Genomic DNA, 22,446 nt, shown 5'->3' with positions numbered 1-22,446 from the left:
CTGCGATGACCGTAGGTTTCAGCAGTTGCCCTGCGGTTTCCCGCGAATTTCGCCGCTATTGCGCCGAAGATATATCCTCCGGCGCGAGCAGACCGGTGTCGGTGGGAAGGGTCGCGATCACCGATTCGAGTCGCCGATGATGCTCCTCGGCGGCGGTGAGCAGACGGGCCACATCACGGGCGAGGAAGGCGTCGAGCATCGCGAGGTGGTCGGTGTGCAGGAGCTCGCGGTCGGCACGATCGACGTGCACCATCGATTGCACGGGTTCGGTGACGTTCCAGGCGGATTCGAGCATCTGCAACAGGCGGAACATGCGCGACGGGCGGGTCAGCGCCACATGAAAACAGCGCGATTGGCGCTGATACGCCGCCGGGTCGTCGTCGAGGATCGCCCGCTCGAGCAGGTCGTTCACGGCGAGCAGTTCGGCGCGTTCGGCGTCGTCCGCCGACAGCGCGGCCGCGGCGAGCGACGCCGATTCCAGGGTGTCGCGCACGATGTACATCTCCCGCAGTTCACGCGCCGTCAGCTGCGCTACCTGGTACCCACGCTGCGGCCGGTGGGTGACCAGCCCCTCCCCGATCAGGGTTTTCAGCGCCTCGCGCACCGGGATGTGACTCACTCCGAACAGTACGGCCACCTCGCGCAGCGGGATCACGGTGCACGGCGGGACGGCACCGTCGAGGATTACGCGACGCAGTTCGCCCAGGATCACCTGTGGCCTGCCCGGTCCGTCCACCACAAGCCTCGCGAGCAGCGCCGATCGTCGTCTCGAGGACATGCGTGCACGCTATGACCCGAGTATTGCGCCCACGCTGCCGGATGTGACGGTCAGGAAAAGATCACCGTACCGACCGGTCCCATGGGTGATTTGGCATGCTCGGGTGATGGGAGTTTCGACAACGCAGTCGGTGGATCGCCGTTTCGTCCGTCTGGTCACCGTGTTCGACCAGTTGTTCCGCAAGCCTTCGCACGGGGGTGGCGCGCTGTGCGTCTACCTGCACGGCGAACCGGTGGTCGATGTGTGGGCCGGGTACGCACGCCCGGGTGTGCCGTGGACGGCGGACTCGGTGGCGCTGGCCTTCTCCACCGGAAAAGGCGTGGCCTCCACGGTGATTCACCAGCTCGCCGAGCGTGGTGAGCTCGACTACGACACACCGGTCGCCGAGTACTGGCCCGAGTTCGCGGCAGCGGGCAAGGGCCGCATCACGGTTCGCGACGTGCTCACCCACCGAGCTGGGCTGCACCGGTTGCGCGGCCTGATCTCCGGGCCGATCGACACCTTCCTCGACGACAAGGCGGTCACGGCCGCGCTCGCCGCCGCCACCCCGGACCCTCGTCATCTCGTCACCAGTGGTTACCACGGGATCAGCTATGGGCACCTGGCCGCCGAGCTGGTCCAGCGCGTCACCGGGCGCGAATTCGTCGACGTCGTCCGCACCGAACTCGCCGAACCTCTCGACGCCGAGGAACTCTGGTTCCGCGTGCCCGCCGGGGAACGCCATCGCATCGCCACCACCTTCCCACGCCTCACCGCGGCGGGCATGGATTGGGAGCGCGGCTCCGACCTGCTCACCCGCACCCGATTCGCGGCGGCGGCCGAAACCACCCCGCGCGGTTTCGCCGACCTCATCGTCGACCCGCGCGTGCACGACGCGGTGATGCCCGGCGTCAACGGCGTCTTCTCGGCCCGCGCCCTGGCCCGCGTCTACGGTGCCCTCGCCAACGGCGGCGAACTCGGCGGCACCCGCATCCTGTCCCCCGACACGATCCGCCGGGCCGCCACCCGTCAGGTGTTCACCCCCGACTATGTGCTCGCCTTCCGCATCCCGTGGGCGATGGGCTACCACGGCGTCCCCATGAAACCTTCGCGTGCCGAACCGATCTCGGCCTTCGGCCACTTCGGCCTCGGCGGCTCCGGCGCTTTCGCCGACCCCGAAACCGGCCTCTCCCTCGCCTTCGTCACCAACCGCCTCGGCGGCAAACTCACGCCCCTCGGCGACGCCCGCCTCACCCGCCTCGGCACCATCGCCCACAACATCGCCAAGGCCGCCCTCCGCGCCTGAGCTGGTCATTCGATCACCACGCTCTGGTGGCGGCATCGGCCGAGTAGCGGACGCCACCAGCGCGTGGTGATCGCGCGTCCAGGTCCATGGGGAGGCGGCGGCTGGCACGATGGGGCGATGGAGAGCGTTGAGTTCGGGCAGGTGGAGGCCGCGGCGCGGGTGGTGGGGGCGGTGGTGCGGCGGACGCCGGTGGTCGGGTCGCGGGTGCTGTCGGAGCGGGCGGGGGTGCCGGTGTGGTTGAAGTGCGAGAACCTGCAGCGGACCGGGTCGTTCAAGCCGCGGGGCGCGTACAACCGGATCGCGAATCTGTCGCCTGCGGAAAGGGCTCGCGGAGTGGTGGCGGCGAGCGCGGGCAATCACGCGCAGGGGGTGGCGTGGTCGGCAGCGGAGCTGGGGATCACCTCGACGGTGTTCATGCCGATCGGGGCGTCGTTGCCCAAACTCGTCGCCACCCGGGCCTACGGGGCAGAAGTGCATCAGGTCGGTGAGACGATCGATGAATCATTGGTCGCGGCAAAGGAATTCGCCGAGCGCACCGGGGCGACACTGATTCATCCGTTCGATCATCCCGACATCGTCGCCGGGCAAGCGAGTGTCGCGCTCGAGATTCTCGAGCAGGTGCCGGATGTGCGGACCGTGGTGGTGCCGACCGGCGGCGGTGGGTTGCTCGCGGGGGTGGCGATCGCGATGAATCATTGTGCGCCGCAGGTCGGAGTGGTCGGCGTGCAGGCGGCCGAGGCGGCGGCGTGGCCGGATTCGCTGCGGGCGGGCACGCCGATGCGGGCGTCGCGGATGTCGACTATGGCCGACGGTATCGCGGTGGGGATGCCGGGTGCGGTGCCGTTCGGTCATGTGTCGAAACTGGTGTCGCGAATCGTCACCGTCGACGAGGAAGCGCTGTCCAAGGCATTGCTGCTGTGCCTGGAACGGGCCAAACTCATTGTCGAACCGGCGGGTGCGGCGGGGGTCGCGGCGTTGCTCGGGACCGAACTGCGTGACCTGCCCGGTCCGATCGTAGTGATTCTGTCGGGCGGCAACATCGACCCGCTGCTGCTCACCCGGGTGATAAACCACGGCCTGAGCGCGGCCGGACGCTATCTGGCGATGCGGGTGACGATCTCGGACCGGCCGGGTGCGTTGTCGGCGCTGCTGGGAGTGGTCGGCCGGGCCGGGGCCAGTGTGGTCGATGTGGTCCACTCCCGAACCGGGACGTGGCTCGCGGTCGACGAGGTGGAGGTGTCACTCACCGTGGAGATGCGCGGACCCGCGCACCGCGACGATGTGCTGGACGCTTTGCGCGACGCGGGCTTCCGGGTCCGCGCCGAGTTGTGAGCCGAGCGGGATTCACGTCGGCGCCGTCCGAAGTCAGTGCGCGCCACCGAGTTCCAGTGCCAGCACGCCGAGAATGACCAAGCCGATTCCACCGACCTGCACCAATGACAGCCGCTCACCCAGGAACAACACACCGATCAGGGCGATGGCGGCCACCCCGACGGCAGACCAGATCCCGTACGCGACGCCGATACCCATCCCCCGTTTCAGCACCTGGGACAGGAAGTAGAAGGCCGCACCGTATCCGAGCACGACCACCACCGACGGCACCGGTTTGGTGAATCCTTCCGACAGCTTCAGCGAAACGGTCGCGGTCACCTCGGAGGCGATGGCCAGTGCCAGCAAGAGCAGGGTCATGGCGGCAGACTAGCGGGGCGCGGCGGGTTGTTCAGTTCAGCCAGGCGCGGGCTTCGTCGGCGTTCTCGCGGACCTCGTCGAGTTGCTCGGCGACGCGGACGCCCGCGGTGCCGCCGCGGGCGTTGCGGGAGGCGATCGAGCCGGGGACGGTGAGGACTTCGCGCACACCGGCGGTCAGCGAGGGGTCGATGGCGGCGAATTCCTCGTCGGTGAGCTCGTCGAGGCCGACACCACGTGCCTCGGCGGCGCGCACGCACGCACCGGCCGCTTCGTGGGCGACCCGGAACGGAACACCCTGGCGCACCATCCATTCCGCGATGTCGGTGGCGAGCGTGAAACCGGCGGGGGCAAGTTCGGCCATGCGGTCGGTGTGGAAGGTGAGGGTGCCGACGAGGCCGGCGATGGCGGGCAGGAGGAGTTCGAGCTGGGCGACCGAGTCGAACAGGGGTTCCTTGTCCTCCTGCAAATCCCGGTTGTACGCCAGCGGTTGGGCTTTCAAGGTGGCGAGCAGGCCGGTCAGGTTGCCGATCAAACGGCCCGCCTTGCCACGGGTGAGTTCCGAGACGTCGGGATTCTTCTTCTGCGGCATGATCGACGAGCCGGTGGACCAGGCGTCGGCGAGGGTCACGTAGCCGAATTCCGGTGTGCTCCAGAGGATGATCTCCTCGGCCATCCGACTCAGATCGACACCGATCATGGCAAGGACGAACGCGGCCTCCGCGGCGAAGTCACGCGAAGAGGTGGCGTCGATCGAATTGGCCGCCGAGGCAGTGAAATTCAGTTCCGCGGCGATCTGCTCGGGATCGAGACCGAGCGAGGAACCGGCGAGCGCGCCCGAACCGTAGGGTGAGATCGCGGCGCGCTTGTCGAAGTCGCGCAGGCGTTCCAGGTCGCGCAGCAGCGGATGCGCGTGGGCGAGCAGGTGGTGGGCCAGTAGCACGGGCTGGGCGGCCTGCAGATGGGTCTTGCCCGGCATCACCGCGTCCGGGTGCGCCGCGGCCTGGGCGACGAGCGCGTCGACCACATCGAGCACACCGGCGGCCACGCGGCGCACACCGTCACGCAGCCACATGCGGAACAGGGTGGCCACCTGGTCGTTCCGCGACCGGCCCGCCCGCAACCTGCCACCGAGCTCGGTGCCGACCCGCTCGATCAGTCCCCGCTCGAGCGCGCCGTGCACGTCCTCGTCGGAGTCGGCGGGACCGAACGCCCCGGAGGCCACGTCGGCGGCCAGCGCGTCCAGCCCGGCCAGCATGCCGGACAGATCCTCGTCGGACAGCAGCCCCGCCTTGTGCAGCACCCGGGCATGCGCCTGGGAGGCGCGGATGTCGTAGGGAGCCAGCGCCCAGTCGAAGTGCGTCGACTTGCTCAGCGCCGCCATCGCCTCGGCGGGCCCGGACGCGAAGCGCCCACCCCAGAGGGCACCGGTGTTCGTGCTGCCGCCGTCGGTCATCGTCTGCCGTCTCCTGTCCGCCTCCCCGCGACTTTTGCCGGTCGCGGGGAGGTCGCTGGGTTCTACACCGGGCTCACGTCATGGACCACAGCGGTTCTGGGCGTACCCGGTGAGTTACCCATGTTCGCGCGAAATCAGTCGGAGCCTTGAACTACTTCTGGTTGAGGTCTCGCCGTGCCGCGACCTTGGAGGACAGGCCGTGGATCTGGACGAAGCCCTTGGCCAGGGACTGGTCGAAGGTGTCGCCCTCGTCGTAGGTGGCCAGGTTGAAGTCGTAGAGCGACTGCTCGGAGCGGCGGCCGTTGACCACGGCGGAACCACCGTGCAGCACCATCCTGATGTCGCCGGAGACGTTCTGCTGGGTGTCCTGGACGAACGCGTCGAGGGCCCGCTTGAGCGGGGAGTACCACAGGCCGTCGTAGGCCAGCTCGGCCCAGCGCTGCTCGACCTGACGCTTGTACCGGCCCAGCTCACGCTCGACGGTGACGTTCTCCAGCGCCTGGTGCGCGGTGATCAGCGCGATGGCGCCCGGCGCCTCGTAGATCTCGCGGCTCTTGATGCCGACGAGCCGGTCCTCGACCATGTCGAGGCGGCCGACGCCCTGGCGACCGGCGCGGGTGTTCATCTCCTCGATGGCCTGCAGCACGGTGACGGGCTTGCCGTCGATGGCGACCGGCACACCCTTGTCGAAGGTGATGATGACCTCGTCGGGCGCCTCGAAGTTCACCGTCGGGTCGGCGGTGTAGTCGTAGACGTCCTTGGTCGGCGCGTTCCACAGGTCCTCGAGGAACCCGGTCTCGACCGCGCGGCCCCACACGTTCTGGTCGATGGAGAACGGCGACTTCTTGGTGACGTTGATCGGGAGCTTGTTCTCCTCGGCGAAGGCGATGGCCTTCTCACGGGTCCAGGCGTAGTCGCGGACCGGGGCGATGACCTCCAGGTCGGGGGCGAGGGCGCCGATGCCGACCTCGAAGCGGACCTGGTCGTTGCCCTTGCCGGTGCAGCCGTGCGACACCGTGGTGGCGTTGTGGAACTTGGCGGCCTCGACGAGGTGCTTGACGATCAGCGGCCGGCTGATAGCCGAGACCAGCGGGTACTGGCCCATGTACATGGCGTTGGCCTGGATGGTGGGCAGGCAGTACTCGTCGGCGAACTCGTCGCGCGCGTCGACCACGATGGCCTCCACGGCGCCGCAGTCCAGGGCTCGTTGGCGCACCACGTTCATGTCCTCGCCGCCCTGGCCCAGGTCGATGGCCACGGCCACGACCTCGGAACCGGTCTCCTTCGCGATCCAGCTGATGGCGACGGAGGTGTCAAGCCCACCGGAGTAGGCGAGTACGACGCGATCGGACATGTCTGTTGCGCTCCTTGAACTGGTGTCTGTGGACGGCTCGCGCCGTTGCTGCAAATGATTATGCACGATGATGCAAGCTCATTCATCACCGGGGTGCGACTCCTCGACGGCCGACACCATCTGTGAGACGCTGGTCACAGTAGCTACTCATCCAGTCGGGGTCGAGGAGTAAACATGCAGCAATTACGTGATTTCGCTCAGGCCAACTACGACCTCATCGGGCTCGTCGTCATCGGCGTCGGGAATTTCGCCCTGACCGTCGGCAAGACCCTGTTCGACCTGAGCACCCCCATTCTCCAGGATTTCTTCGCCTGACCCTCGGCACCGGAGGACACCATGGAAGACGCCATCCTGCAATTCCTCATGGAGAACTACGAGCCCGGCGCGGCGGTCGGCCTGCACGTGGGCCGCGTGCTGTTCGACCTCAGCTCGCCCCTGATCCTCGCCGTCCTGAATTTCCTCGCGTCCTGAACGCGGTCGTACCGGCTCGCGCGGGCAGCGCGCGTTCAGCTCGCGCAACTCCTCAGCGAAGTCGGCGAGCCGCCGTGCGCGCCAGGCAGGTCTGAACGCCTGCCCGCGGTACGGCGCGGCCGGGGTCGGCCCACGGTTTGAACGACGCGAGATCGGGAAGCACCCTCGCAGGGTAGTGCGCCGTACGTGGTGTACGGCACTCTGGGACAGCACTATTCGGCCCGCCAGAAGTGAGGACGAACAAGATGCTTCATTACATCGCGCAGGAATTCTCGACGCTCGGCAACGGTGTGCTCGATGTCGGTCGCGCCGTGGTCGAACTGGTGCAGGACATCATCGATGTCGCCACACCGGGCCACAACGGTGGCGCGGGTGGCGGCGACTACCCGTTCAACTGATGTCGATCGGCGCGGGCTGCGCCGGATGACGGGCCCGCGCCGATAGTCTCCCCGGCATGAGCGACGACGTGCGACTCAGCGCCGGTACCGCGACAGTCACCATCGCCCCCGACGACGGGGGTGCCATCCACAGCCTCACCGTGGCGGGCACGGAACTGCTCCGCCAGGACCCCGGCACCGGATGTTTCGTGATGGCGCCATGGGCAGGCAGGCTCGGCTACGGCAAGCTCACCGTGGGTGATCGCAGCTACCAGCTGCCGATCGACAACCCGCCGAACAGCATTCACGGCACCGTCCGCGACCGGGCGTGGGAAGTCGTTTCCAGGACCGCGAACGAGGCGATACTGCGTTGCCGGTTGACAGCGCCCTGGCCGTTCGCGGGCACGGTCGTCCAGACCTTCACCCTCACCGAGTCGGGCCTCACCCTGGCGATGCGCATCACCACCGACCACGACCCGTTCCCCGCCCAGGGCGGCTGGCACCCGTGGTTCCTGCGCGAGGTCGCCCCCGCCACCGGCCCACTCGAACTCGACTTCCACCCGGCCTGGCAGTACGAACGCGGCCCCGACTACCTCCCGACCGGCCGCCACATCCCCCCCACTCCCCCACCGTGGGACGACTGCTTCGCCATGCCCGACGGCGTCCACGCCCGCCTCACCTGGCCCGGCTTCCTCGAGTTCACGATCACCAGCCCCGTCACCGATGTGGTCGTGTGGACACTGCCGGAGGAATCCCTCTCCGTCGAAGCACAATCCGGACCACCGAACGGGCTGAACACCGACCCTCGGATGGTCACACCCGATTCGCCGCTCGACATTCGCGTCAGCTGGACCTGGCAGCGGTTGTCGCGGAGTTGAACCGCAGCGCCTTGTTCACCCCCGGACGCGACGGACCCCCGCAGCGAAATCATCGAGGGCCGTAAGAATTGCGTCGGCCTGCCAGACTCGGTTTCTGGCACGCTGCGACACCTCGCGCAGCACGCCGGACTGGACGAGTCGGTCGATCGCCCGCTGCGCCGCGACCGCGCTGATGCCGAAGGTTTCGGCAACGTAAGCGCTGTTCACCACCGGCTGCGCGATGAGACTGTCGATCACCTTCCATACGACGGAATCCGCGCGAGCGGTCGTCTGTTCCCGGTAACCGGTGCGCACAGCGCGAAGGTCTTCGACCAATCGGCGTCCGGCACCGACCGCGTAGAACGTCGCCTCCACGAATCGGCGGACGATCGGCTCGGGATCCCCTGAGCGATATCCGGTCAGCGCATCGAAATAGCTACCCGTATTCACCAGCAACCCCGCCGAGATCGGTACGGTGATGTGTCCGGTGAGCTGCCGGGCGCTCAACATCGCGTGCACCAGTGCGCGGCCCGTTCTCCCGTTGCCGTCGGTGAACGGGTGGATCGTCTCGAACTGCGCATGAGCGAGCGCGAGATGAACCAGGGCGGGTAAGTCGTCGCGACGGGTGAAGCGGATCAGGTCGGCAATCGCCGCCGGTACCCGATCATGATGTGGCGGAACGAAATCCGCTACGTGCGGACCAATATTGCTGCCACCGATCCATACCTGTTCGTCACGCCATCGTCCGGCATGTGCAGGATCGGACTCGCCGAGTAGTGCCCGGTGCATGGCCAGGATCGAGGCGGCATCGATGTCCCTGCCCAGGCTTATCGCCGCCTCCATCGCGTGCACATTGGCGGTCACGATGCGTGCGTTGCGATTGCTGTGCTCGCCGAGCACAGCAAGGGCGAGCTGCCTGGCCCCCACCGTGAGGTTCTCGATCTGTGACGATGCGGAACTCTCCGTCCGCAGCAGGACTGAACTCATGGGGCCGAGCTCGCAGTCGGCCCCCAGGCGGGCGGAAAGGTGCGCGTCGAACCGCGCCAGTTCCTGCGCGGCCTCTTCTGCCTCGGTGAGCAGAGAGACCGGCAATTCCACCGACTGTTCGGCGATGTCGGTGAGCACCGCGGCCGAGTAGTCGCCCGCGTGCCGCCGCAGCTGGGATCGTGACACGTACGGGTCGCGCACCGTCCACGGATACGTCTCGTACTCGACGGCAGGCCAGCTACCGGACGGAGCGTTACCCATCAGCCGATCTTACCTAACGATATGTAGCTAGGGTTAAGTAACGCGGTTCGCTACCTAACCTTAGTGCCGCATTGTTCGGTAAAAGTCGGGGTAAGCGAACGGCGACGGTCAGGCCAGGCTTTCGATCTTGGCGGCGAGTTCGGCGCCGGTGAGGGGTTCGCGGGCGATGACGGCGATGGTGTCGTCGCCTGCGATGGTGCCGACGATGTAGGGCAGGGCGGCTCGGTCGAGGGCGCTGGCCAGGAAGTGGGCGGCGCCGGGAGGGGTGCGCAGGACGGCGAGGTTACCGCTCGAATCGGTGGAGACCAGCAGGTCGGCCAGCAGTTTCGACAGGCGGCCGGTGCCGCCGGTGACGCCGCGGACGGGGCTGCCGTCCTCGGGGACGATGTAGACCCCGGCGCCGCCGTCGGCGGCTCGCAGCTTCACCGCGCCGAGTTCGTCCAGGTCACGCGACAGGGTGGCCTGGGTGGTCTCGATGCCCTCGGCGGCCAGCAGCGCGGCCAGTTCGGTCTGGCTGCGCACCGAATGCGCCGAGAGCAGCTCGACGATGCGTGATTGCCGGCCGGCGCGGGTGCGGGCGATGGCGGGTGTGCCCTTCTCGGGTGCGCTCATCGCCTGTCCTCCGCGTCGGCCCCGGATCGCGGTCTCACGCGGCGGCTTTCGCGAGCAGCCACACCAGCAGCGCCTTCTGAGCGTGCAGCCGGTTCTCGGCTTCGTCCCAGACGACACTGTGCGAACCGTCGAGCACTTCGTCGGTGATCTCCTCGCCACGGTGGGCCGGAAGGCAGTGCAGCACAATCGCTTCCGGGTGGGCGGCGGCCAGTAGTTCGGTGTTGAGCTGGAACGGGCGGAACGGCCCGACGCGATCGAGCCCGTCGTTCTCCTGACCCATGGAGGTCCAGGTGTCGGTGACGAGCACGTCGGCGCCGGTGGCACCGGCGACGGGATCACCCGTAACCGCCACTGTCGCACCGGTTTCGGCGGCACGCTTGGCGGCGGCCTCCATGATCCAGGGCAGCGGCTCGAAACCGGCGGGCGCGGCGACGGTCACGTTCATGCCCGCCGTGACACCACCGAGCAGCAGCGAGTGCGCCATATTGTTGGCGCCGTCGCCGAAGAAGGTGAGGTTCAGTCCGGCCAGCGAACCCTTGCGCTCGGCGATCGTCTGCAGGTCGGCGAGGACCTGGCACGGGTGGAACTCGTTGGACAGCGCGTTCACCACGGGAACCGTTGCGGTGGCGGTCATTTCGTCCAGCCGCGACTGCTCGAAGGTGCGCCACACGATGGCATCGACGTAACGCGAGAGCACGCTGCCGGTGTCGCCGAGGGTTTCCTCACGGCCGAGCTGGGTGTCGCGACCGTCGACGACCACGGCGTGCCCACCGAGCTGGGCGATGCCGAGTTCGAAGGAGAACCGCGTGCGGGTGGAGTTCTTCTCGAAGATCACTCCGACTCCGCGCGGGCCCTCCAGCGGGCGGTGCGCGAAGGGGTTCTTCTTGAGTTCCGCGGCGAGAGCGAGGATTTCGGCCTGTTCGGCCTGGCTCACGTCGTCGTCGCGCAGGAAATGGCGCAGGGTCACTTGGTCGCTCCCTTGGCATCGGCGGCGGCCTTGTCGAGGATCTCGGGCAGATCGGCGACGAAATTGTCGGCCTGGGTTTCGGTGAGCACCAGGGGCGGTGCCAACCGGATCACGTCGGGCTTGGCGGGATTCAGCAGATACCCGGCCTCGCGGGCCCGTTCGTCCACGTGGGCGGAGATGTCGTTGCGCAGCACGATGCCGATCAGCAGGCCAGCACCACGCACATGGTCGATCTCGGGGTGCTCGAGCAGGGCGATGCCGTCGCTGAGCTTCTTGCCGACCCATTCCACATGGCTCAGCAGGTCCTCGGAGTCGATGGTGCGCAGCACGGCCAGCGCCGCCGCGGCGCAGACCGGATTGCCGCCGAAAGTGGTGCCGTGCAGACCCGGGGTGAGCAGTTCGGCCGCCCGCCCCTGTGCCAGCACGGCGCCGATGGGGAGGCCACCACCCAGCCCCTTGGCGAGGGTGATCGCGTCGGGCACGACCCCGGCCGCCTGATGCGCGAAAAACGTTCCGGTCCGGCCGATTCCGGTCTGCACCTCGTCCAGGATCAGCAAAGCCCCTGCCCGCGAGGTGATTTCGCGCGCCTTGGCGAGGTAGTCGAACGGCGGGACGACCACACCGCTCTCCCCCATCATCGGCTCGAGGAACACCGCGGCGGTGTCGGAGTCGACGACGGCTTCCAGGGCGGCGGCGTCACCGTAGGGCACGTGCACCACACCGGGCGGCATCGGCTCGAACGGCGCCCGCTTCGACGGCTGACCGGTGAGCGCGAGCGCGCCCATGGTCCGCCCGTGGAACGCCTCCTCGGCGGCGACGATCTTGGACCGTCCGGTGAGCCGCGCGATCTTGAACGCGGCCTCGTTGGCCTCGGTGCCGGAGTTGCAGAAGAACGCCTTGCCCTCGCCGTCACCGAAGTGGGCGAGCAGCTTCTCGGCCAGTTCGATCACGGGTTCGCTGGCGTACAGGTTCGACACGTGGCCGAGGGTGCCGAGCTGCTGGGTGACCGCCTCGAGGATGGCGGGATGCCCGTGGCCGAGGCTGTTGACCGCGATACCACCGAGGAAATCGACGTAGCGCTTGCCGTCGGCGTCATAGACCACGGCCCCGGCGCCACGCACCAGCGCCACCTTCGGGGTGCCGTAGTTGTTCATCATCGCGGCCGACCACCGCTGCTGCAGTTTCGCCACTTCACTCATCTTCGGCCTCCCCCGGGGTCACCATGGTTCCGATTCCTTCTCCGGTGAACAGTTCAAGTAGTACCGAATGCGGGACGCGCCCGTCGATCACGTGGGCACTGGGCACCCCGCCTCGCACCGCGCGCAGGCAGGCTTCCATCTTCGGCACCATGCCCGCGTCCAGGCTCGGCAGCAACTCGGCGAGGGCGACGGCGTCGATCCGGCTGGTGAGCGAGGATCGGTCGGGCCAGTCGGTGTAGAGGCCTTCGACATCGGTGAGGACGACGAGCTTCTCGGCGCCGATGCCCTCGGCCAGCGCGGCCGCGGCGGTGTCGGCGTTGATGTTGTGCACCACGCCGTCGGCGTCGGGGGCGATGGTGGAGACCACCGGGATGCGGCCCGCGTCGATCAGGTCGAGCACGGCGCCGGGGTTGACCTCGGTGACATCGCCGACCAGGCCGATATCGGTGGCCACCCCGTCGACGGCGACGGTGCGCCGGGTGGCGGTGAACAGGTGCGCGTCCTCACCGGAGATGCCGACCGCGTACGGCCCGTGCGCGTTGATCAGCCCGACCAGCTCGCGCCCGACCTGACCGAACAGCACCATCCGCACCACGTCCATCACCTCGGGGGTGGTGACGCGGAAACCACCACGGAATTCGCCTTCCATGCCCAGCTTTTTCAGCATGGCATTGATCTGCGGGCCGCCACCGTGCACGACAACGGGGTGCACGCCGACGGTGCGCAGGAACGCCATGTCGGCGGCGAAGGCGGACTTGAGGTCGTCGTCGATCATGGCGTTGCCGCCGTACTTCACGACGACGATCTTGTCGCGGAACTTCTGCAGCCACGGCAGCGCGTCGGCGAGGACATGCGCCTTGTCGAGGGCCGAAAGGCTGTGCAGCACACCGGCGTTCATGAGCTGTACGCCGAATTCTCTTCGACGTAGCCGTGCGAGAGGTCGGTGGTGCGCACCATGGCGGTGCCCTCACCGACATTGAGCTCGATCAGCACGTCGATATCGGCACCGGACAGGTCGACCTCACGCGCGCCCGGAGCGCCGACGCTGTCGACACAGACCGGATTCCCGTTGAACGACACCGCGATCCGATGCGGGTCGAGGGTCACCGGGGCGATGCCGACGGCGGCGAGTACCCGGCCCCAGTTCGGGTCGGAGCCGAACAGCGCGGTCTTGACCAGGTTGTCGCGGGCGACGGCACGGGCGACGGTGAGCGCCTCGTCCTCGGTGGCCGCGCCGGTGACGGTGACCCGCACCCGCTTGGTGACGCCCTCGGCGTCGGCCATGAGCTGAGCGGCCAGGTCGTCGCACACGGTGAACACGGCGGCGTCGAGGTCGTCCTGGGACGGGGTGACGCCGCTGGCGCCGTTGGCCAGCAGCAGCACGGTGTCGTTGGTGGAGCAGGAGCCGTCGACGTCGAGCCGGTCGAAGGTGTATTTTGTGGCCTTGCGCAGTGCCTCGTCGAGCTGTTCGGGGGTGGCCACCGCGTCGGTGGTGAGCACGACGAGCATGGTGGCCAGCGAGGGGGCGAGCATGCCCGCGCCCTTGGCCATGCCGCCGACGTTCCACTTGTCCTCGTGGTGGAAGGCCGATTCCTTGGGCACCGTGTCGGTGGTCATGATGGCGTGGGCCGCGTCGGAGCCGCCGGTGAGACCGCCACCCATCTCGTGCACGATCTCGGTGATCGCGGGGACGAGTTTGTCCATCGGCAGCCGGTCACCGATCAGGCCGGTGGAACAGACCGCGATCTCGCCCGCGCCGGTCTCGGTGCCCCAATTGCTCAGTGCCGCGGCGAGTTCCTCGGCGGTTCGGTGGGTGTCCTGGAAACCGCCGTGGCCGGTACAGGCGTTTGCGCCACCGGAGTTGAGGATGACCGCGCGCACGTGACCGGACTTCAGCACCTGCTGCGACCACAGCACGGGGGCGGCCTTCACCTGGTTGCGGGTGAACACGCCCGCCGCCGCGTATTCGGGGCCCTCGTTGAGCACCAGCGCGAGGTCGGGCTTGCCGCTGGCCTTGATGCCGGCCGCGATGCCCGCCGCGCGGAAGCCGAGCGGGGCCGTGACGCCCTGGGTGTGGATGAGTTTGCCGTGGTCCGGCGCGTGCGGATCAGGGGTTGTCACGGTGCCACTCCTACGGTGGAAAGTCCTGCGGTCTCGTCGAAACCGACGGCCAGATTCATAGATTGCACCGCGGCGCCCGCGGTGCCCTTGGTCAGATTGTCGATCGCGCCGATCACCACGAGCAGGCCCGCGTCGGCGTCGACGGCGACCTGCAGGGTGATGGCGTTGGAGCCGAGCACCGAACCGGTCTGCGGCAGCATGCCTTCGGGCAGCAGGTGCACGAAAGGTTCGTCGGCGTAAGCCTTTTCGTAGACCGCTCGGGCCTCGGCGGCGTCCACCTTCACCGGTGCGGTGCAGGTGGCTAGGATGCCGCGCGGCATCGGCGCGAGCACGGGCGTGAAGGACACCGAAACATCCACGCCGCCTGCGGCTTTCAGGTTCTGCGCGATCTCCGGGGTGTGCCGGTGCGCACCCGCCACGCTGTAGGCGCGCACGCTGCCCATGACCTCGGAACCGAGCAGGCCGATGTCGAGTTTGCGGCCCGCACCCGAGGCGCCGCTCACCGCGACGACGTTCACGGTGGGCTCGATGATGCCCGCCGCGACGGCCGGGGCGAGCGCGACACTGGACACCGTCGGATAGCAGCCGGGCACCGCGATGCGGCGGGCACCGGTGAGCCGGGCGCGCGCGCCGGGCAGTTCGGGCAGACCGTAGGGCCAACTGCCCGCATGGGCGCTGCCGTAGTACTTCTCCCAGGCGGCGGGGTCGGTGAGCCGGAAGTCGGCGCCGCAGTCGATGACGACGGTCGACTCGGGCAGTGCCTGGGCGATCGCGCCGGACTGGCCGTGCGGCAGGCCGAGGAACACGATGTCGTGTCCGGCCAGGGTCTCCGGGGTGGTTTCCTGCAGGACGCGGTCGGCCAGCGGCAGCAGCTGCGGCTGCAGTGCGCCGAGGGCGGTGCCCGCGTTGGATCCGGCGGTCAGCGCCCCGATCTCGAGGCGCCCGGCTCGGTATTCGGGATGGCCGAGCAGCAGACGCAACACCTCGCCACCGGCGTACCCACTGGCACCGGCAACCGCCACCCGTAATACGGGTCCTCCGGACGTTTCCACCATGTGATGATTATGCACGAGTATGCAAGCTCATTCATGCGCGGGTGTGACGGACTCGGCGTCACGTGCCCCGATCAGTCGCGCGACCAGCGGGAACACCAATACCGTCGTGGCGCCCGCGGCCACCAGTATCGAGGCTACCTCGCTACTCAGCAGGCCGGTGCGGGTCGCGACCTGCGTCACCGCGACGATGATCGGCAGACCGGTGGCCGCGTAGAGGGCCAACTGCACCCGCTCGCGACCGGCGGGAAGGTTCAGCCCGTGCGGCACGAAACGCTCGCTCAGCCACACCGGCAGACCGCGCGCGATCGCGATGGTGAGCACGAACCACACCCACAGCGCCGGATTGCCCGCGACGGCGGACACGTCGATACCCATCCCGGAGACCACGAAGAACACCGGGATCAGCAGGCCGTAACCGATGGCCTCGAGCGAGGCGTCCACATCGGGGTGGCCCGCGGCGATGAGTCTGCGCAGGATCATGCCCGCGGCGAAGGCGCCGAGCACCACGTCGAGGTCGAATTCCTCGGCGATCACCATCAGGACGAGGAGTAGCAGCACGACTCCGCGCACCGGGAGCTGCGAGGTGCCGCCGTCGAGCCGGCCGAGCGCCGATCCGAGGTCGGGCATCCGGTCGAGCACGCGCACCGGGATCAGCCCGACGAGCATTGCCGCGATCACGAACATCAGCACGGTGACGAGCGCCGACATGGAGTCGCGACTGCTCAGCAGTACCGACATCGCGACGATGGGCCCGAGTTCACCCACCGCGCCGTGCGTCATCACCGCGCGACCGAGTGGCGAGTCGGCGATTCCGGCCTGTTTCAGAATCGGCAGAAGCGTGCCGAGCGCGGTGGAGGTGAGCGCGATGGCCACGGCGATGCGGGTGCCCGTCGACCGGTCGGTGGCCAGCGTGACGATCCCGAACGCGAAGACCAGGCACACGAGCCAGACCAGCCAGGCCGTTCGCCCCGATTTCCCTCGCAGCAGGGCCGGGTCGAGCTCGTAGCCCGCGAGCAGGAACAGCATTCCCAGCCCGAGCTCGCTGACGAGGTCGACGCCGCCCCCGGTGTCGGCCCACCCGAGCACGTACGGGCCGAGTACCGCACCCGCGACCAGCAGGATGACCACATCGGGCAGATATCCGCGCAGCAGGCGCGACACCACCGGTGCGATCACCGCGACCAGCGCGATCCAGAACAGCGACACGATCGGCGTCGGCCCGTGGGCACCGGCGGAAGCGAGCAGCTCCATGCGGGTCATCGTGGCACAGCGCACCAGCCGTTCCCCGCCACCGCGCGTGTCCCCGTGTGACCACACCGGGCCCACACAAGGCAGCATGGAGGTCGTACCATCCGGTCAGCCATCACCGTCCGTCTCGGGCACGGCGTCCAACGACACCGGCATACTGCACAACTCCTCGGCATCGCCACGCGAGAGGCCAAGTGCGACAAGGATTCCGACGGTCATGTCGTCCACCGTCACGGCACAGTCGCGGTCGGGCTGTCGGAGCAGCAGGCGCCCGAGGCCGAGTAGCGATCCGGTCACCAGTGCCATCGCCAGGTCGGTGTCCTCGACAACGAAACGTCCCGCGCGTGTCGCGGCGGCGATGTCTCGCTCGGCGCGCGGCGCGAGGCCGTGGTCGGACTCGATCAGTGAGGCGGCGGAGTTGATCAGGATCCGGCTGAGGTCGGGCTGCAACCGAAACAGTCGCCCGACGATACGGAAAGACTTCGCGAATATCTCCGCCGGATCGGCCAGGTCGGCCGTCAGCGCGTCGAGGTAGTCACCCAGCGACTCCAACGCGCTGTCGACCGCCGCGACGAACAGTTCTTCCCGGCTGGCGAAGTGGTTGTAGAACGAGCCCATTCCCACGTCCGCGGCCTGCGTGATCTCGAGGATGGGCGCGTTCAGCCTGCCCTCGGCGATAAAGCGTTGCCCGGCCGCGATCAGCGCCGAGCGGGTGCGAGCTTTGCGGCGTTCGAGCCGGTTCGCTGCGGTGGGCATCGTCGTTGGTCACCTTCCGGCAGTGGTTCGGCCTGCCGCGATCTTATCCACCATCAAATCTGACGAATTCCTCAGAACCATTGACTGAACGAATAGTCATAGTTGACGATATCATCAGAAACAGCGAGTGCTGAGGAGGAGGCGAAATGTCGGTAGGCCACAGCGACACACATCGCGGCTTGCATGTCGATCAGGGCTCGCTGCCGGGCGAGCACTCCGGCCGCGCCGGAAACCCGATCGTCAAGGTCGCCGACCTCGCCTGGCTCGAGTTCGGCAAGCCCGACCTGCTGAAAGCCGAAGCGTTCGCGCTGGCGTTCGGGTTCTCCGTGGCCTACCGCAGCTCAGCGGAGATACACCTGCGCGGCACGCAGGCAGGCACGCCGTGCGTGATCGTCCGCAAGGCAGTGCGCTCCCACTTCGCGGGTGCGGCGTTCCAGGCCGCCGAGGAGTCCGACCTGCTCAGGCTCGCCGAGGCCACCGGTCATCACGTGCGACGGCTACCCGAGAGCCTCGGCGGAATGGGCGTCACCTTGCCCGACCCGGGTGGCGGGACAATCCGGGTCGTGGCGGGCACGCATCAGTTGCCGGAGCTACCGGGGCAGCCCGCGCACCCACTCAACGTCGGTGCGTCCACCGCGCGGATCAATGCGACGCAGCGACCGCCGCGGGCGCCTGCCCGGGTCGAGCGGCTCGGCCATGTCGTGGTCTCGCGCGCCCGGTTCCTCGAGAACCTGAACTGGTATCTGGAGCATCTCGGCCTGATCGTGAGCGATTTCCTGTATTTCGACGGGCAGCGCGCACGCGGGCCGGTGATGGCCTTTATTCGCTGCGACCGCGGGAACACGCCGACCGACCATCACACCCTCGCCATGACGCTCGGTCCCTCGGATCGTTACGTGCATTCGGCGTATCAGGTGTGCGACCTCGACGCGCTCGCGGCCGGTGGCGAGTTCCTGACCGCACGCGGCTATCGGCGGTCCTGGGGAATCGGACGGCATATCCAGGGCAGTCAGATCTTCGACTACTGGCGCGATCCCGACGGTTTCCTCGTCGAGCACTTCACCGACGGCGACCTGTTCGACAGCTCACTGGAACCCGGCTGGGCACCGATGACGGCATCGGGGCTCGCGCAGTGGGGCCCACCGGCGACCAAGGACTTCCTCGGTATCGCACCGAGCCGCAACTCGCTGCGGGAACTGCGTTCCCTCTTCTCTTCGCTCCACCGAGACAACGAATTCGACGCCCAGCGCTTGCGGGGCCTTCTGAAAGTAGCCGGCTCATGAGCATTTCCGTGGTGCGCACCCTCGACGCATGGTGGGTGCTGACCCCAGACGGCGCTGCCCGAATCGACACCGAAGCCGTGACCACGGGCGAACTGCTGGCCGACCGCGGCGCGATCGAAGCGGCGCGCCGCGGCACCGACACCACGCCGGTGGAGACCCTGGCGCTGGTCTCCCCGGTGACCGCGCCGTGCCGGGTGGTCGCGCAGATGACCAACTACGTGTCGCACGTGCGGGATTCGGGGATGAACCCGCAGACGGTTCCGCTGACATTTTTCCGCAAATCGTCCGGATCCATCAGCGGTCCGGAGGACGACATCGTCAAACCGCCGCACGTGCGGTTACTGGACTACGAGATCGAGATCGGGCTCGTCATCGGCGCGCCGCTGCCGGTCGGCACCATACTCGACACGTCGAATATCGGGGGCTTCATCGCCGGTTTGGTCATCACCGACGATGTCTCCGCCCGCGACCTCCAACTGCCCAAAACCCAGTTCTACGAGGGTAAGTCCTATCCCACCTTCACGCCGGTCGGCCCGGTGTTGCTGCTGCTCGAAGCAGGCGAGTTCGACAGATTCCACGATCTGTGCCTGACGTTGCGCGTCAATGGCCGGGTGCGCCAGCACAGCACGGTGGCCGACATGATCTACGGCCCCCTCGAAACCCTGCGCGCCCTGACCGGTTTCCAGCGCATGGATCCGGGCGACCTGTTGCTCACCGGCACCCCGGGCGGAACCGCCTTGAAGGCCCCCGCCAAACCCATCGAGATTCTCGGTTCGCTGATCCCGCCCGCGCTCAAGTGGAAGATCTTTTTCGCCAAGCAGGCATCGAACCCGGACTACCTGCACGACGGCGATGTGCTCGAGCTGACCGTCTCGACACCGGACGGCGCGCTCGACCTCGGCGTTCAGCGCACCAGGGTGCGTCATGGGCACTGAGCAAGGCCGGATCGAGCACTACCCAGTGGTGATCGTCGGTGCGGGTCCGACCGGCATGACCGCCGCATTGCTGTTGGCGCGCTACGGCATCGAGTGCCTGGTCCTCGATCGCTGGGAGAAGGTGTATCCGCAGCCGCGTGCGGTGCACCTCGACGACGAGGTGTACCGCATTCTCGCCGACCTCGGTCTCGGCGACGCGTTCGCGGGGATCTCCCGGCCCGGCCGCGGCCTTCGGCTGGTCGACTCCGCCATCGCCACGCTCGCCGAGTTCGACCGCGATCCCGCCCGGATGCCACACGGATTCCCGCCGGCCAACATGTTCGACCAGCCGGATCTCGAAGTCCTGCTGCGGTCGCGGCTGGCATCGACGGCGGGCGTCCGGATGCGCGGCGGGTGTGAGGTGCTGGACGTGGCGAACACGCCCGAGCACGCTCGCGTGCGATACCTCGCTGCAGAAGCCGGTGAACCACGCACTGCCACAGCGGATCTCGTGCTCGGTTGCGATGGCGCCAACAGTGTCGTGCGCGCGTCGATCGGTGCACGTATGCGCGATCTCGGTCTGGAACAGCGGTGGCTGGTGGTCGACATCGCCACCGACGCCGACCTCGGGCAGTGGGATGGCGTGCACCAGGTGTGCGACCGGGAACGGGCCGCGACGTACATGCGCATCGGTGCCTCCCGGTACCGCTGGGAGTTCCGCCTGCGTGACGACGAGTCCGCGGACCAGTTCGCCACACTCGACGCCATCGAGCCGCTCCTGTCCCCCTGGCTACGCGAGGTGAGCGATCCCCACCTGGCGCTGATCCGGTCCGCCGGGTACACCTTTCGCGCCCAGGTGGTCGACCGGTGGCGGGATCGCAGGATCTTCCTACTCGGCGACGCGGCGCATCTCACCCCGCCGTTCATCGGACAGGGCATGGGCGCGGGTCTGCGCGACGCCCAGAATCTGATCTGGAAGATGGTCGCCGTCCTCGGCGCGGCACTGCCCGACGACGCACTCGACTCTTATCGAACCGAGCGTGAACCGCACGTCAGGTCCATGATCGCGCTGGCCGTCGCCGTCGGATGGGCGATGACGTGCGGCGCGACGACCCGCGCCCTGGCCTACGAGTGGGTATGGCCCGTGCTCGGCCGGGTTCCCGGCCTCGAAGCCAAGCTGACCGACAGCGCCACACCGCGCCTGACCCGGTCGATGTTCGTGGCGCGACGCGCGTTTCGGCCGCTCGACCTGGCCGGATCGCTGTGCCCGAACTGCCTGGTCGAGGGTGGCAGGCGGGTCGACGACATCGCTGCCGGGCGTTTCCTCTTCGTCGCGACCGCCCCGATCTCCCGCGAACAGCGGACCGAACTCGACCGGCGCGGTGCCGCGGTACTGGCGGTATCGGCGTCGTCGGAACTCGGCGAATGGCTGCGCCGTGGACGAGCGAGCGCCGCGATCGTGCGTCCCGACAAAACCGTACTGGCGGCCTCTCGCTCGGTCTCTTCCCTCCATACCCGCGTACCGAGTTGCCCCACCCTTTCGACCGCGCCCGCAGACCGTGGCCGAACCGGCCCGCAGACCGAAGCACTTCGTAGACAACCTCATTCGCAGGCCGGTGAGTCTTCCGGTCGCGCTCGTCCGGCCGGACAGGAGTCGGCATGAAGACAGCGATCGTCACCGGAGCGTCCTCCGGAATCGGGCGGGCCGTGGCCGCCGCCCTGGTCGCGCGCGGCTACCACGTCCTCGGGACGAGCCGTGACAGTTCCACCGTGGCCGATCCCGTGCCGGGGGTGGACTACCGCGATCTGGATCTCACCGATCGTGGCTCGATTGCCCGTTTCGTCGACGCGCTCGACGGCACAGCGGTCGACGTGCTGGTGAACAACGCCGGGGAGAGTCAATGTGGGCCGCTCGAAGAGCTGCCGACGGACGCCGTGTGGAGGTTGTTCCAGCTCAACGTCTTCGGTGCGATCGAACTGATCCAACTGCTGCTGCCGGGGATGCGGGGACGGGGTCGCGGCAAGATCGTCAATATCGGGTCCATGCTCGCGAGCTTCCCGCTCGCCTACCGATCGTCCTATGTCGCGACCAAAGCCGCCCTCAAAGGTTTCGCGACCGCCGCGCGCTACGAGTTGAAGCCGTACGGCATCGACATCACCACCGTCGAGCCCGGCTCCATCGCGACCGGACTGTCCGGGCGCCGCACGAAGTACCTCGGCGAGGACTCCCCCTACCGTGCGCGGTTCACCGCGGCGATCGCCGCCCTCGATGCCAAGGAAGCCGAGGGGATCTCGGCAGACGACGTCGCCCGCACCGTGCTCGAAGCCGTCGAGGCCGAGCCGACGTTGCCGCTCTATGCCGTTGGCTCCCATGCGCCTGTCGTGTTCCTGGCTCAGCGGTTGTTGCCGCGCCGGGTGATCGAGGCCGTCATGGCCTGGGTGTACGGCGGCAGGACCGCATCGTGAATCTGCTGCGCAACAGATGGTTTCGATTCCTCGTCACCGCAGCGGCGGTGACGAGGATCGCAAGCTGTTCGCTACCTGGCGTCGACCAGGCAGTCGGTGGCTCGACCGAGACCACCGCGGATTTCGAGAACATCGCGGGAATCTTCGAGGGCAACGATGTGATGGTCCTCGGTATCGCGGTGGGTAAGGTCGGAAAGATCGTGCCCAAGGGCACCTTCGTCGAGGTCCACATGACCATCGAGTCGGGGGTGAAGATCCCCAAGGAGGCGATCGCCGCGATCATCTCCCCCTCGATCGTCACCGACCGCCACAT

The 22,446-nt window shown here is 68.0% G+C and carries 24 protein-coding genes; 11 read left to right on the top strand and 13 right to left on the bottom strand.

Features of this window, described 5'->3' with window-relative positions:
* Window positions 1-55: 55 nt before the first annotated feature.
* Complete coding sequence (locus AB0I19_RS28060; protein ID WP_357152829.1) at window positions 56-778, bottom strand: GntR family transcriptional regulator; 723 nt, start codon at window positions 776-778, stop codon at window positions 56-58.
* A 106-nt stretch (window positions 779-884) separates the two neighbouring features.
* On the opposite strand from AB0I19_RS28060, the gene AB0I19_RS28055 reads away from it, so the two are divergent.
* Entirely contained in the window at window positions 885-2,063 is a 1,179-nt protein-coding gene (locus AB0I19_RS28055) for a serine hydrolase domain-containing protein (protein WP_357152827.1), read from the top strand.
* A 117-nt stretch (window positions 2,064-2,180) separates the two neighbouring features.
* Window positions 2,181-3,395 carry a threonine ammonia-lyase gene (gene ilvA / locus AB0I19_RS28050; protein WP_357152824.1) on the top strand — a complete coding sequence of 405 codons (1,215 nt, stop codon included), beginning with the start codon at window positions 2,181-2,183 and terminating at the stop codon, window positions 3,393-3,395.
* A gap of 33 nt (window positions 3,396-3,428) precedes the next feature.
* Here ilvA and AB0I19_RS28045 read toward each other — a convergent pair whose 3' ends face one another.
* From AB0I19_RS28045 to AB0I19_RS28035, 3 genes are all read right to left on the bottom strand, one after another.
* Entirely contained in the window at window positions 3,429-3,752 is a 324-nt protein-coding gene (locus AB0I19_RS28045; RefSeq protein ID WP_067499105.1) for a multidrug efflux SMR transporter, read from the bottom strand.
* Window positions 3,753-3,783: 31 nt separating this feature from the next.
* Window positions 3,784-5,205: an argininosuccinate lyase gene (argH, locus tag AB0I19_RS28040; RefSeq protein ID WP_067644424.1), complete on the bottom strand. Its 1,422-nt coding sequence runs from the start codon at window positions 5,203-5,205 to the stop codon at window positions 3,784-3,786.
* Window positions 5,206-5,356: 151 nt separating this feature from the next.
* A complete protein-coding gene (locus AB0I19_RS28035; protein WP_357152822.1) occupies window positions 5,357-6,559 on the bottom strand; it encodes an argininosuccinate synthase in 1,203 nt (400 codons plus the stop codon).
* Window positions 6,560-6,733: 174 nt separating this feature from the next.
* On the opposite strand from AB0I19_RS28035, the gene AB0I19_RS28030 reads away from it, so the two are divergent.
* From AB0I19_RS28030 to AB0I19_RS28015, 4 genes are all read left to right on the top strand, one after another.
* Entirely contained in the window at window positions 6,734-6,874 is a 141-nt protein-coding gene (locus AB0I19_RS28030; RefSeq protein WP_166655845.1) for a hypothetical protein, read from the top strand.
* Between the two features lie 21 nt (window positions 6,875-6,895).
* Window positions 6,896-7,030, top strand: a complete 135-nt coding sequence (locus tag AB0I19_RS28025) for a hypothetical protein (protein ID WP_255284058.1) — start codon at window positions 6,896-6,898, stop codon at window positions 7,028-7,030.
* 245 nt (window positions 7,031-7,275) lie between these two features.
* Complete coding sequence (locus tag AB0I19_RS28020; protein WP_157102182.1) at window positions 7,276-7,428, top strand: hypothetical protein; 153 nt, start codon at window positions 7,276-7,278, stop codon at window positions 7,426-7,428.
* Between the two features lie 56 nt (window positions 7,429-7,484).
* Entirely contained in the window at window positions 7,485-8,285 is an 801-nt protein-coding gene (locus tag AB0I19_RS28015; RefSeq protein ID WP_357152819.1) for an aldose 1-epimerase, read from the top strand.
* Between the two features lie 15 nt (window positions 8,286-8,300).
* Here the strand turns inward: AB0I19_RS28015 and AB0I19_RS28010 are convergent, their stop codons facing one another.
* From AB0I19_RS28010 to AB0I19_RS27970, 9 genes are all read right to left on the bottom strand, one after another.
* A complete protein-coding gene (locus tag AB0I19_RS28010) occupies window positions 8,301-9,512 on the bottom strand; it encodes a Fic family protein (protein ID WP_357152817.1) in 1,212 nt (403 codons plus the stop codon).
* Between the two features lie 108 nt (window positions 9,513-9,620).
* Window positions 9,621-10,124: an arginine repressor gene (locus AB0I19_RS28005; RefSeq protein ID WP_067499094.1), complete on the bottom strand. Its 504-nt coding sequence runs from the start codon at window positions 10,122-10,124 to the stop codon at window positions 9,621-9,623.
* Between the two features lie 34 nt (window positions 10,125-10,158).
* Window positions 10,159-11,091 (bottom strand): ornithine carbamoyltransferase, encoded by a 933-nt coding sequence (gene argF / locus AB0I19_RS28000; protein ID WP_357152815.1) that lies wholly within the window; start codon window positions 11,089-11,091, stop codon window positions 10,159-10,161.
* Window positions 11,088-12,290: an acetylornithine transaminase gene (locus AB0I19_RS27995; protein WP_357152813.1), complete on the bottom strand. Its 1,203-nt coding sequence runs from the start codon at window positions 12,288-12,290 to the stop codon at window positions 11,088-11,090. The genes argF and AB0I19_RS27995 overlap by 4 nt, the downstream gene beginning before the upstream one ends.
* Window positions 12,283-13,188: an acetylglutamate kinase gene (gene argB / locus AB0I19_RS27990; RefSeq protein ID WP_357152811.1), complete on the bottom strand. Its 906-nt coding sequence runs from the start codon at window positions 13,186-13,188 to the stop codon at window positions 12,283-12,285. Before argB ends, AB0I19_RS27995 begins: the two co-directional genes overlap by 8 nt.
* On the bottom strand, window positions 13,185-14,411 hold the full coding sequence (argJ, locus tag AB0I19_RS27985) for a bifunctional glutamate N-acetyltransferase/amino-acid acetyltransferase ArgJ (RefSeq protein WP_067644442.1): 1,227 nt from the start codon (window positions 14,409-14,411) through the stop codon (window positions 13,185-13,187). The genes argB and argJ overlap by 4 nt, the downstream gene beginning before the upstream one ends.
* On the bottom strand, window positions 14,408-15,466 hold the full coding sequence (argC, locus tag AB0I19_RS27980) for an N-acetyl-gamma-glutamyl-phosphate reductase (protein ID WP_357152809.1): 1,059 nt from the start codon (window positions 15,464-15,466) through the stop codon (window positions 14,408-14,410). Before argC ends, argJ begins: the two co-directional genes overlap by 4 nt.
* A 27-nt stretch (window positions 15,467-15,493) precedes the next feature.
* Window positions 15,494-16,717 carry a cation:proton antiporter gene (locus AB0I19_RS27975; protein WP_357152807.1) on the bottom strand — a complete coding sequence of 408 codons (1,224 nt, stop codon included), beginning with the start codon at window positions 16,715-16,717 and terminating at the stop codon, window positions 15,494-15,496.
* A 105-nt stretch (window positions 16,718-16,822) separates the two neighbouring features.
* A complete protein-coding gene (locus tag AB0I19_RS27970; RefSeq protein ID WP_357152805.1) occupies window positions 16,823-17,470 on the bottom strand; it encodes a TetR/AcrR family transcriptional regulator in 648 nt (215 codons plus the stop codon).
* Between the two features lie 146 nt (window positions 17,471-17,616).
* On the opposite strand from AB0I19_RS27970, the gene AB0I19_RS27965 reads away from it, so the two are divergent.
* The 5 genes from AB0I19_RS27965 to AB0I19_RS27945 all read left to right on the top strand — a co-directional run.
* Entirely contained in the window at window positions 17,617-18,753 is a 1,137-nt protein-coding gene (locus AB0I19_RS27965; protein ID WP_357152802.1) for a VOC family protein, read from the top strand.
* Window positions 18,750-19,688: a fumarylacetoacetate hydrolase family protein gene (locus AB0I19_RS27960; protein ID WP_357152799.1), complete on the top strand. Its 939-nt coding sequence runs from the start codon at window positions 18,750-18,752 to the stop codon at window positions 19,686-19,688. The genes AB0I19_RS27965 and AB0I19_RS27960 overlap by 4 nt, the downstream gene beginning before the upstream one ends.
* A complete protein-coding gene (locus AB0I19_RS27955; RefSeq protein ID WP_357152796.1) occupies window positions 19,678-21,330 on the top strand; it encodes a bifunctional 3-(3-hydroxy-phenyl)propionate/3-hydroxycinnamic acid hydroxylase in 1,653 nt (550 codons plus the stop codon). The genes AB0I19_RS27960 and AB0I19_RS27955 overlap by 11 nt, the downstream gene beginning before the upstream one ends.
* Window positions 21,327-22,133, top strand: coding sequence for an SDR family NAD(P)-dependent oxidoreductase (locus AB0I19_RS27950; protein ID WP_357152793.1), 807 nt, complete (start codon window positions 21,327-21,329; stop codon window positions 22,131-22,133). The genes AB0I19_RS27955 and AB0I19_RS27950 overlap by 4 nt, the downstream gene beginning before the upstream one ends.
* Window positions 22,134-22,180: 47 nt before the next feature.
* Window positions 22,181-22,446: MlaD family protein (locus tag AB0I19_RS27945; protein WP_357152790.1), on the top strand; the 266-nt coding region annotated here is incomplete at its 3' end.

It is taken from the genome of Nocardia sp. NPDC050413 (assembly GCF_040655475.1).
Taxonomy (GTDB): Bacteria; Actinomycetota; Actinomycetes; order Mycobacteriales; family Mycobacteriaceae; genus Nocardia; species Nocardia coubleae.
The sequence above is the reverse complement of the archived record's forward strand: the minus strand, read 5'-3'. Positions and strand labels throughout refer to the sequence as shown.

Bases quoted from the DNA above. Each gene is read 5' to 3' on its own strand.
- AB0I19_RS28005 (WP_067499094.1), bottom strand. From the start codon at position 10,124: ATGAGCGCACCCGAGAAGGGCACACCCGCCATCGCCCGCACCCGCGCC.
- argH (WP_067644424.1), bottom strand. From the start codon at position 5,205: ATGACCGACGGCGGCAGCACGAACACCGGTGCCCTCTGGGGTGGGCGC.
- AB0I19_RS27975 (WP_357152807.1), bottom strand. From the start codon at position 16,717: ATGGAGCTGCTCGCTTCCGCCGGTGCCCACGGGCCGACGCCGATCGTG.
- AB0I19_RS27955 (WP_357152796.1), top strand. From the start codon at position 19,678: ATGGGCACTGAGCAAGGCCGGATCGAGCACTACCCAGTGGTGATCGTC.
- AB0I19_RS28020 (WP_157102182.1), top strand. From the start codon at position 7,276: ATGCTTCATTACATCGCGCAGGAATTCTCGACGCTCGGCAACGGTGTG.
- AB0I19_RS27950 (WP_357152793.1), top strand. From the start codon at position 21,327: ATGAAGACAGCGATCGTCACCGGAGCGTCCTCCGGAATCGGGCGGGCC.
- AB0I19_RS27995 (WP_357152813.1), bottom strand. From the start codon at position 12,290: ATGAGTGAAGTGGCGAAACTGCAGCAGCGGTGGTCGGCCGCGATGATG.
- ilvA (WP_357152824.1), top strand. From the start codon at position 2,181: ATGGAGAGCGTTGAGTTCGGGCAGGTGGAGGCCGCGGCGCGGGTGGTG.
- AB0I19_RS27970 (WP_357152805.1), bottom strand. From the start codon at position 17,470: ATGCCCACCGCAGCGAACCGGCTCGAACGCCGCAAAGCTCGCACCCGC.
- AB0I19_RS27965 (WP_357152802.1), top strand. From the start codon at position 17,617: ATGTCGGTAGGCCACAGCGACACACATCGCGGCTTGCATGTCGATCAG.
- AB0I19_RS28030 (WP_166655845.1), top strand. From the start codon at position 6,734: ATGCAGCAATTACGTGATTTCGCTCAGGCCAACTACGACCTCATCGGG.
- AB0I19_RS28055 (WP_357152827.1), top strand. From the start codon at position 885: ATGGGAGTTTCGACAACGCAGTCGGTGGATCGCCGTTTCGTCCGTCTG.
- AB0I19_RS28025 (WP_255284058.1), top strand. From the start codon at position 6,896: ATGGAAGACGCCATCCTGCAATTCCTCATGGAGAACTACGAGCCCGGC.
- AB0I19_RS28045 (WP_067499105.1), bottom strand. From the start codon at position 3,752: ATGACCCTGCTCTTGCTGGCACTGGCCATCGCCTCCGAGGTGACCGCG.
- AB0I19_RS27960 (WP_357152799.1), top strand. From the start codon at position 18,750: ATGAGCATTTCCGTGGTGCGCACCCTCGACGCATGGTGGGTGCTGACC.
- argC (WP_357152809.1), bottom strand. From the start codon at position 15,466: ATGGTGGAAACGTCCGGAGGACCCGTATTACGGGTGGCGGTTGCCGGT.
- AB0I19_RS28060 (WP_357152829.1), bottom strand. From the start codon at position 778: ATGTCCTCGAGACGACGATCGGCGCTGCTCGCGAGGCTTGTGGTGGAC.
- AB0I19_RS28035 (WP_357152822.1), bottom strand. From the start codon at position 6,559: ATGTCCGATCGCGTCGTACTCGCCTACTCCGGTGGGCTTGACACCTCC.
- argB (WP_357152811.1), bottom strand. From the start codon at position 13,188: ATGAACGCCGGTGTGCTGCACAGCCTTTCGGCCCTCGACAAGGCGCAT.
- AB0I19_RS28010 (WP_357152817.1), bottom strand. From the start codon at position 9,512: ATGGGTAACGCTCCGTCCGGTAGCTGGCCTGCCGTCGAGTACGAGACG.
- AB0I19_RS28015 (WP_357152819.1), top strand. From the start codon at position 7,485: ATGAGCGACGACGTGCGACTCAGCGCCGGTACCGCGACAGTCACCATC.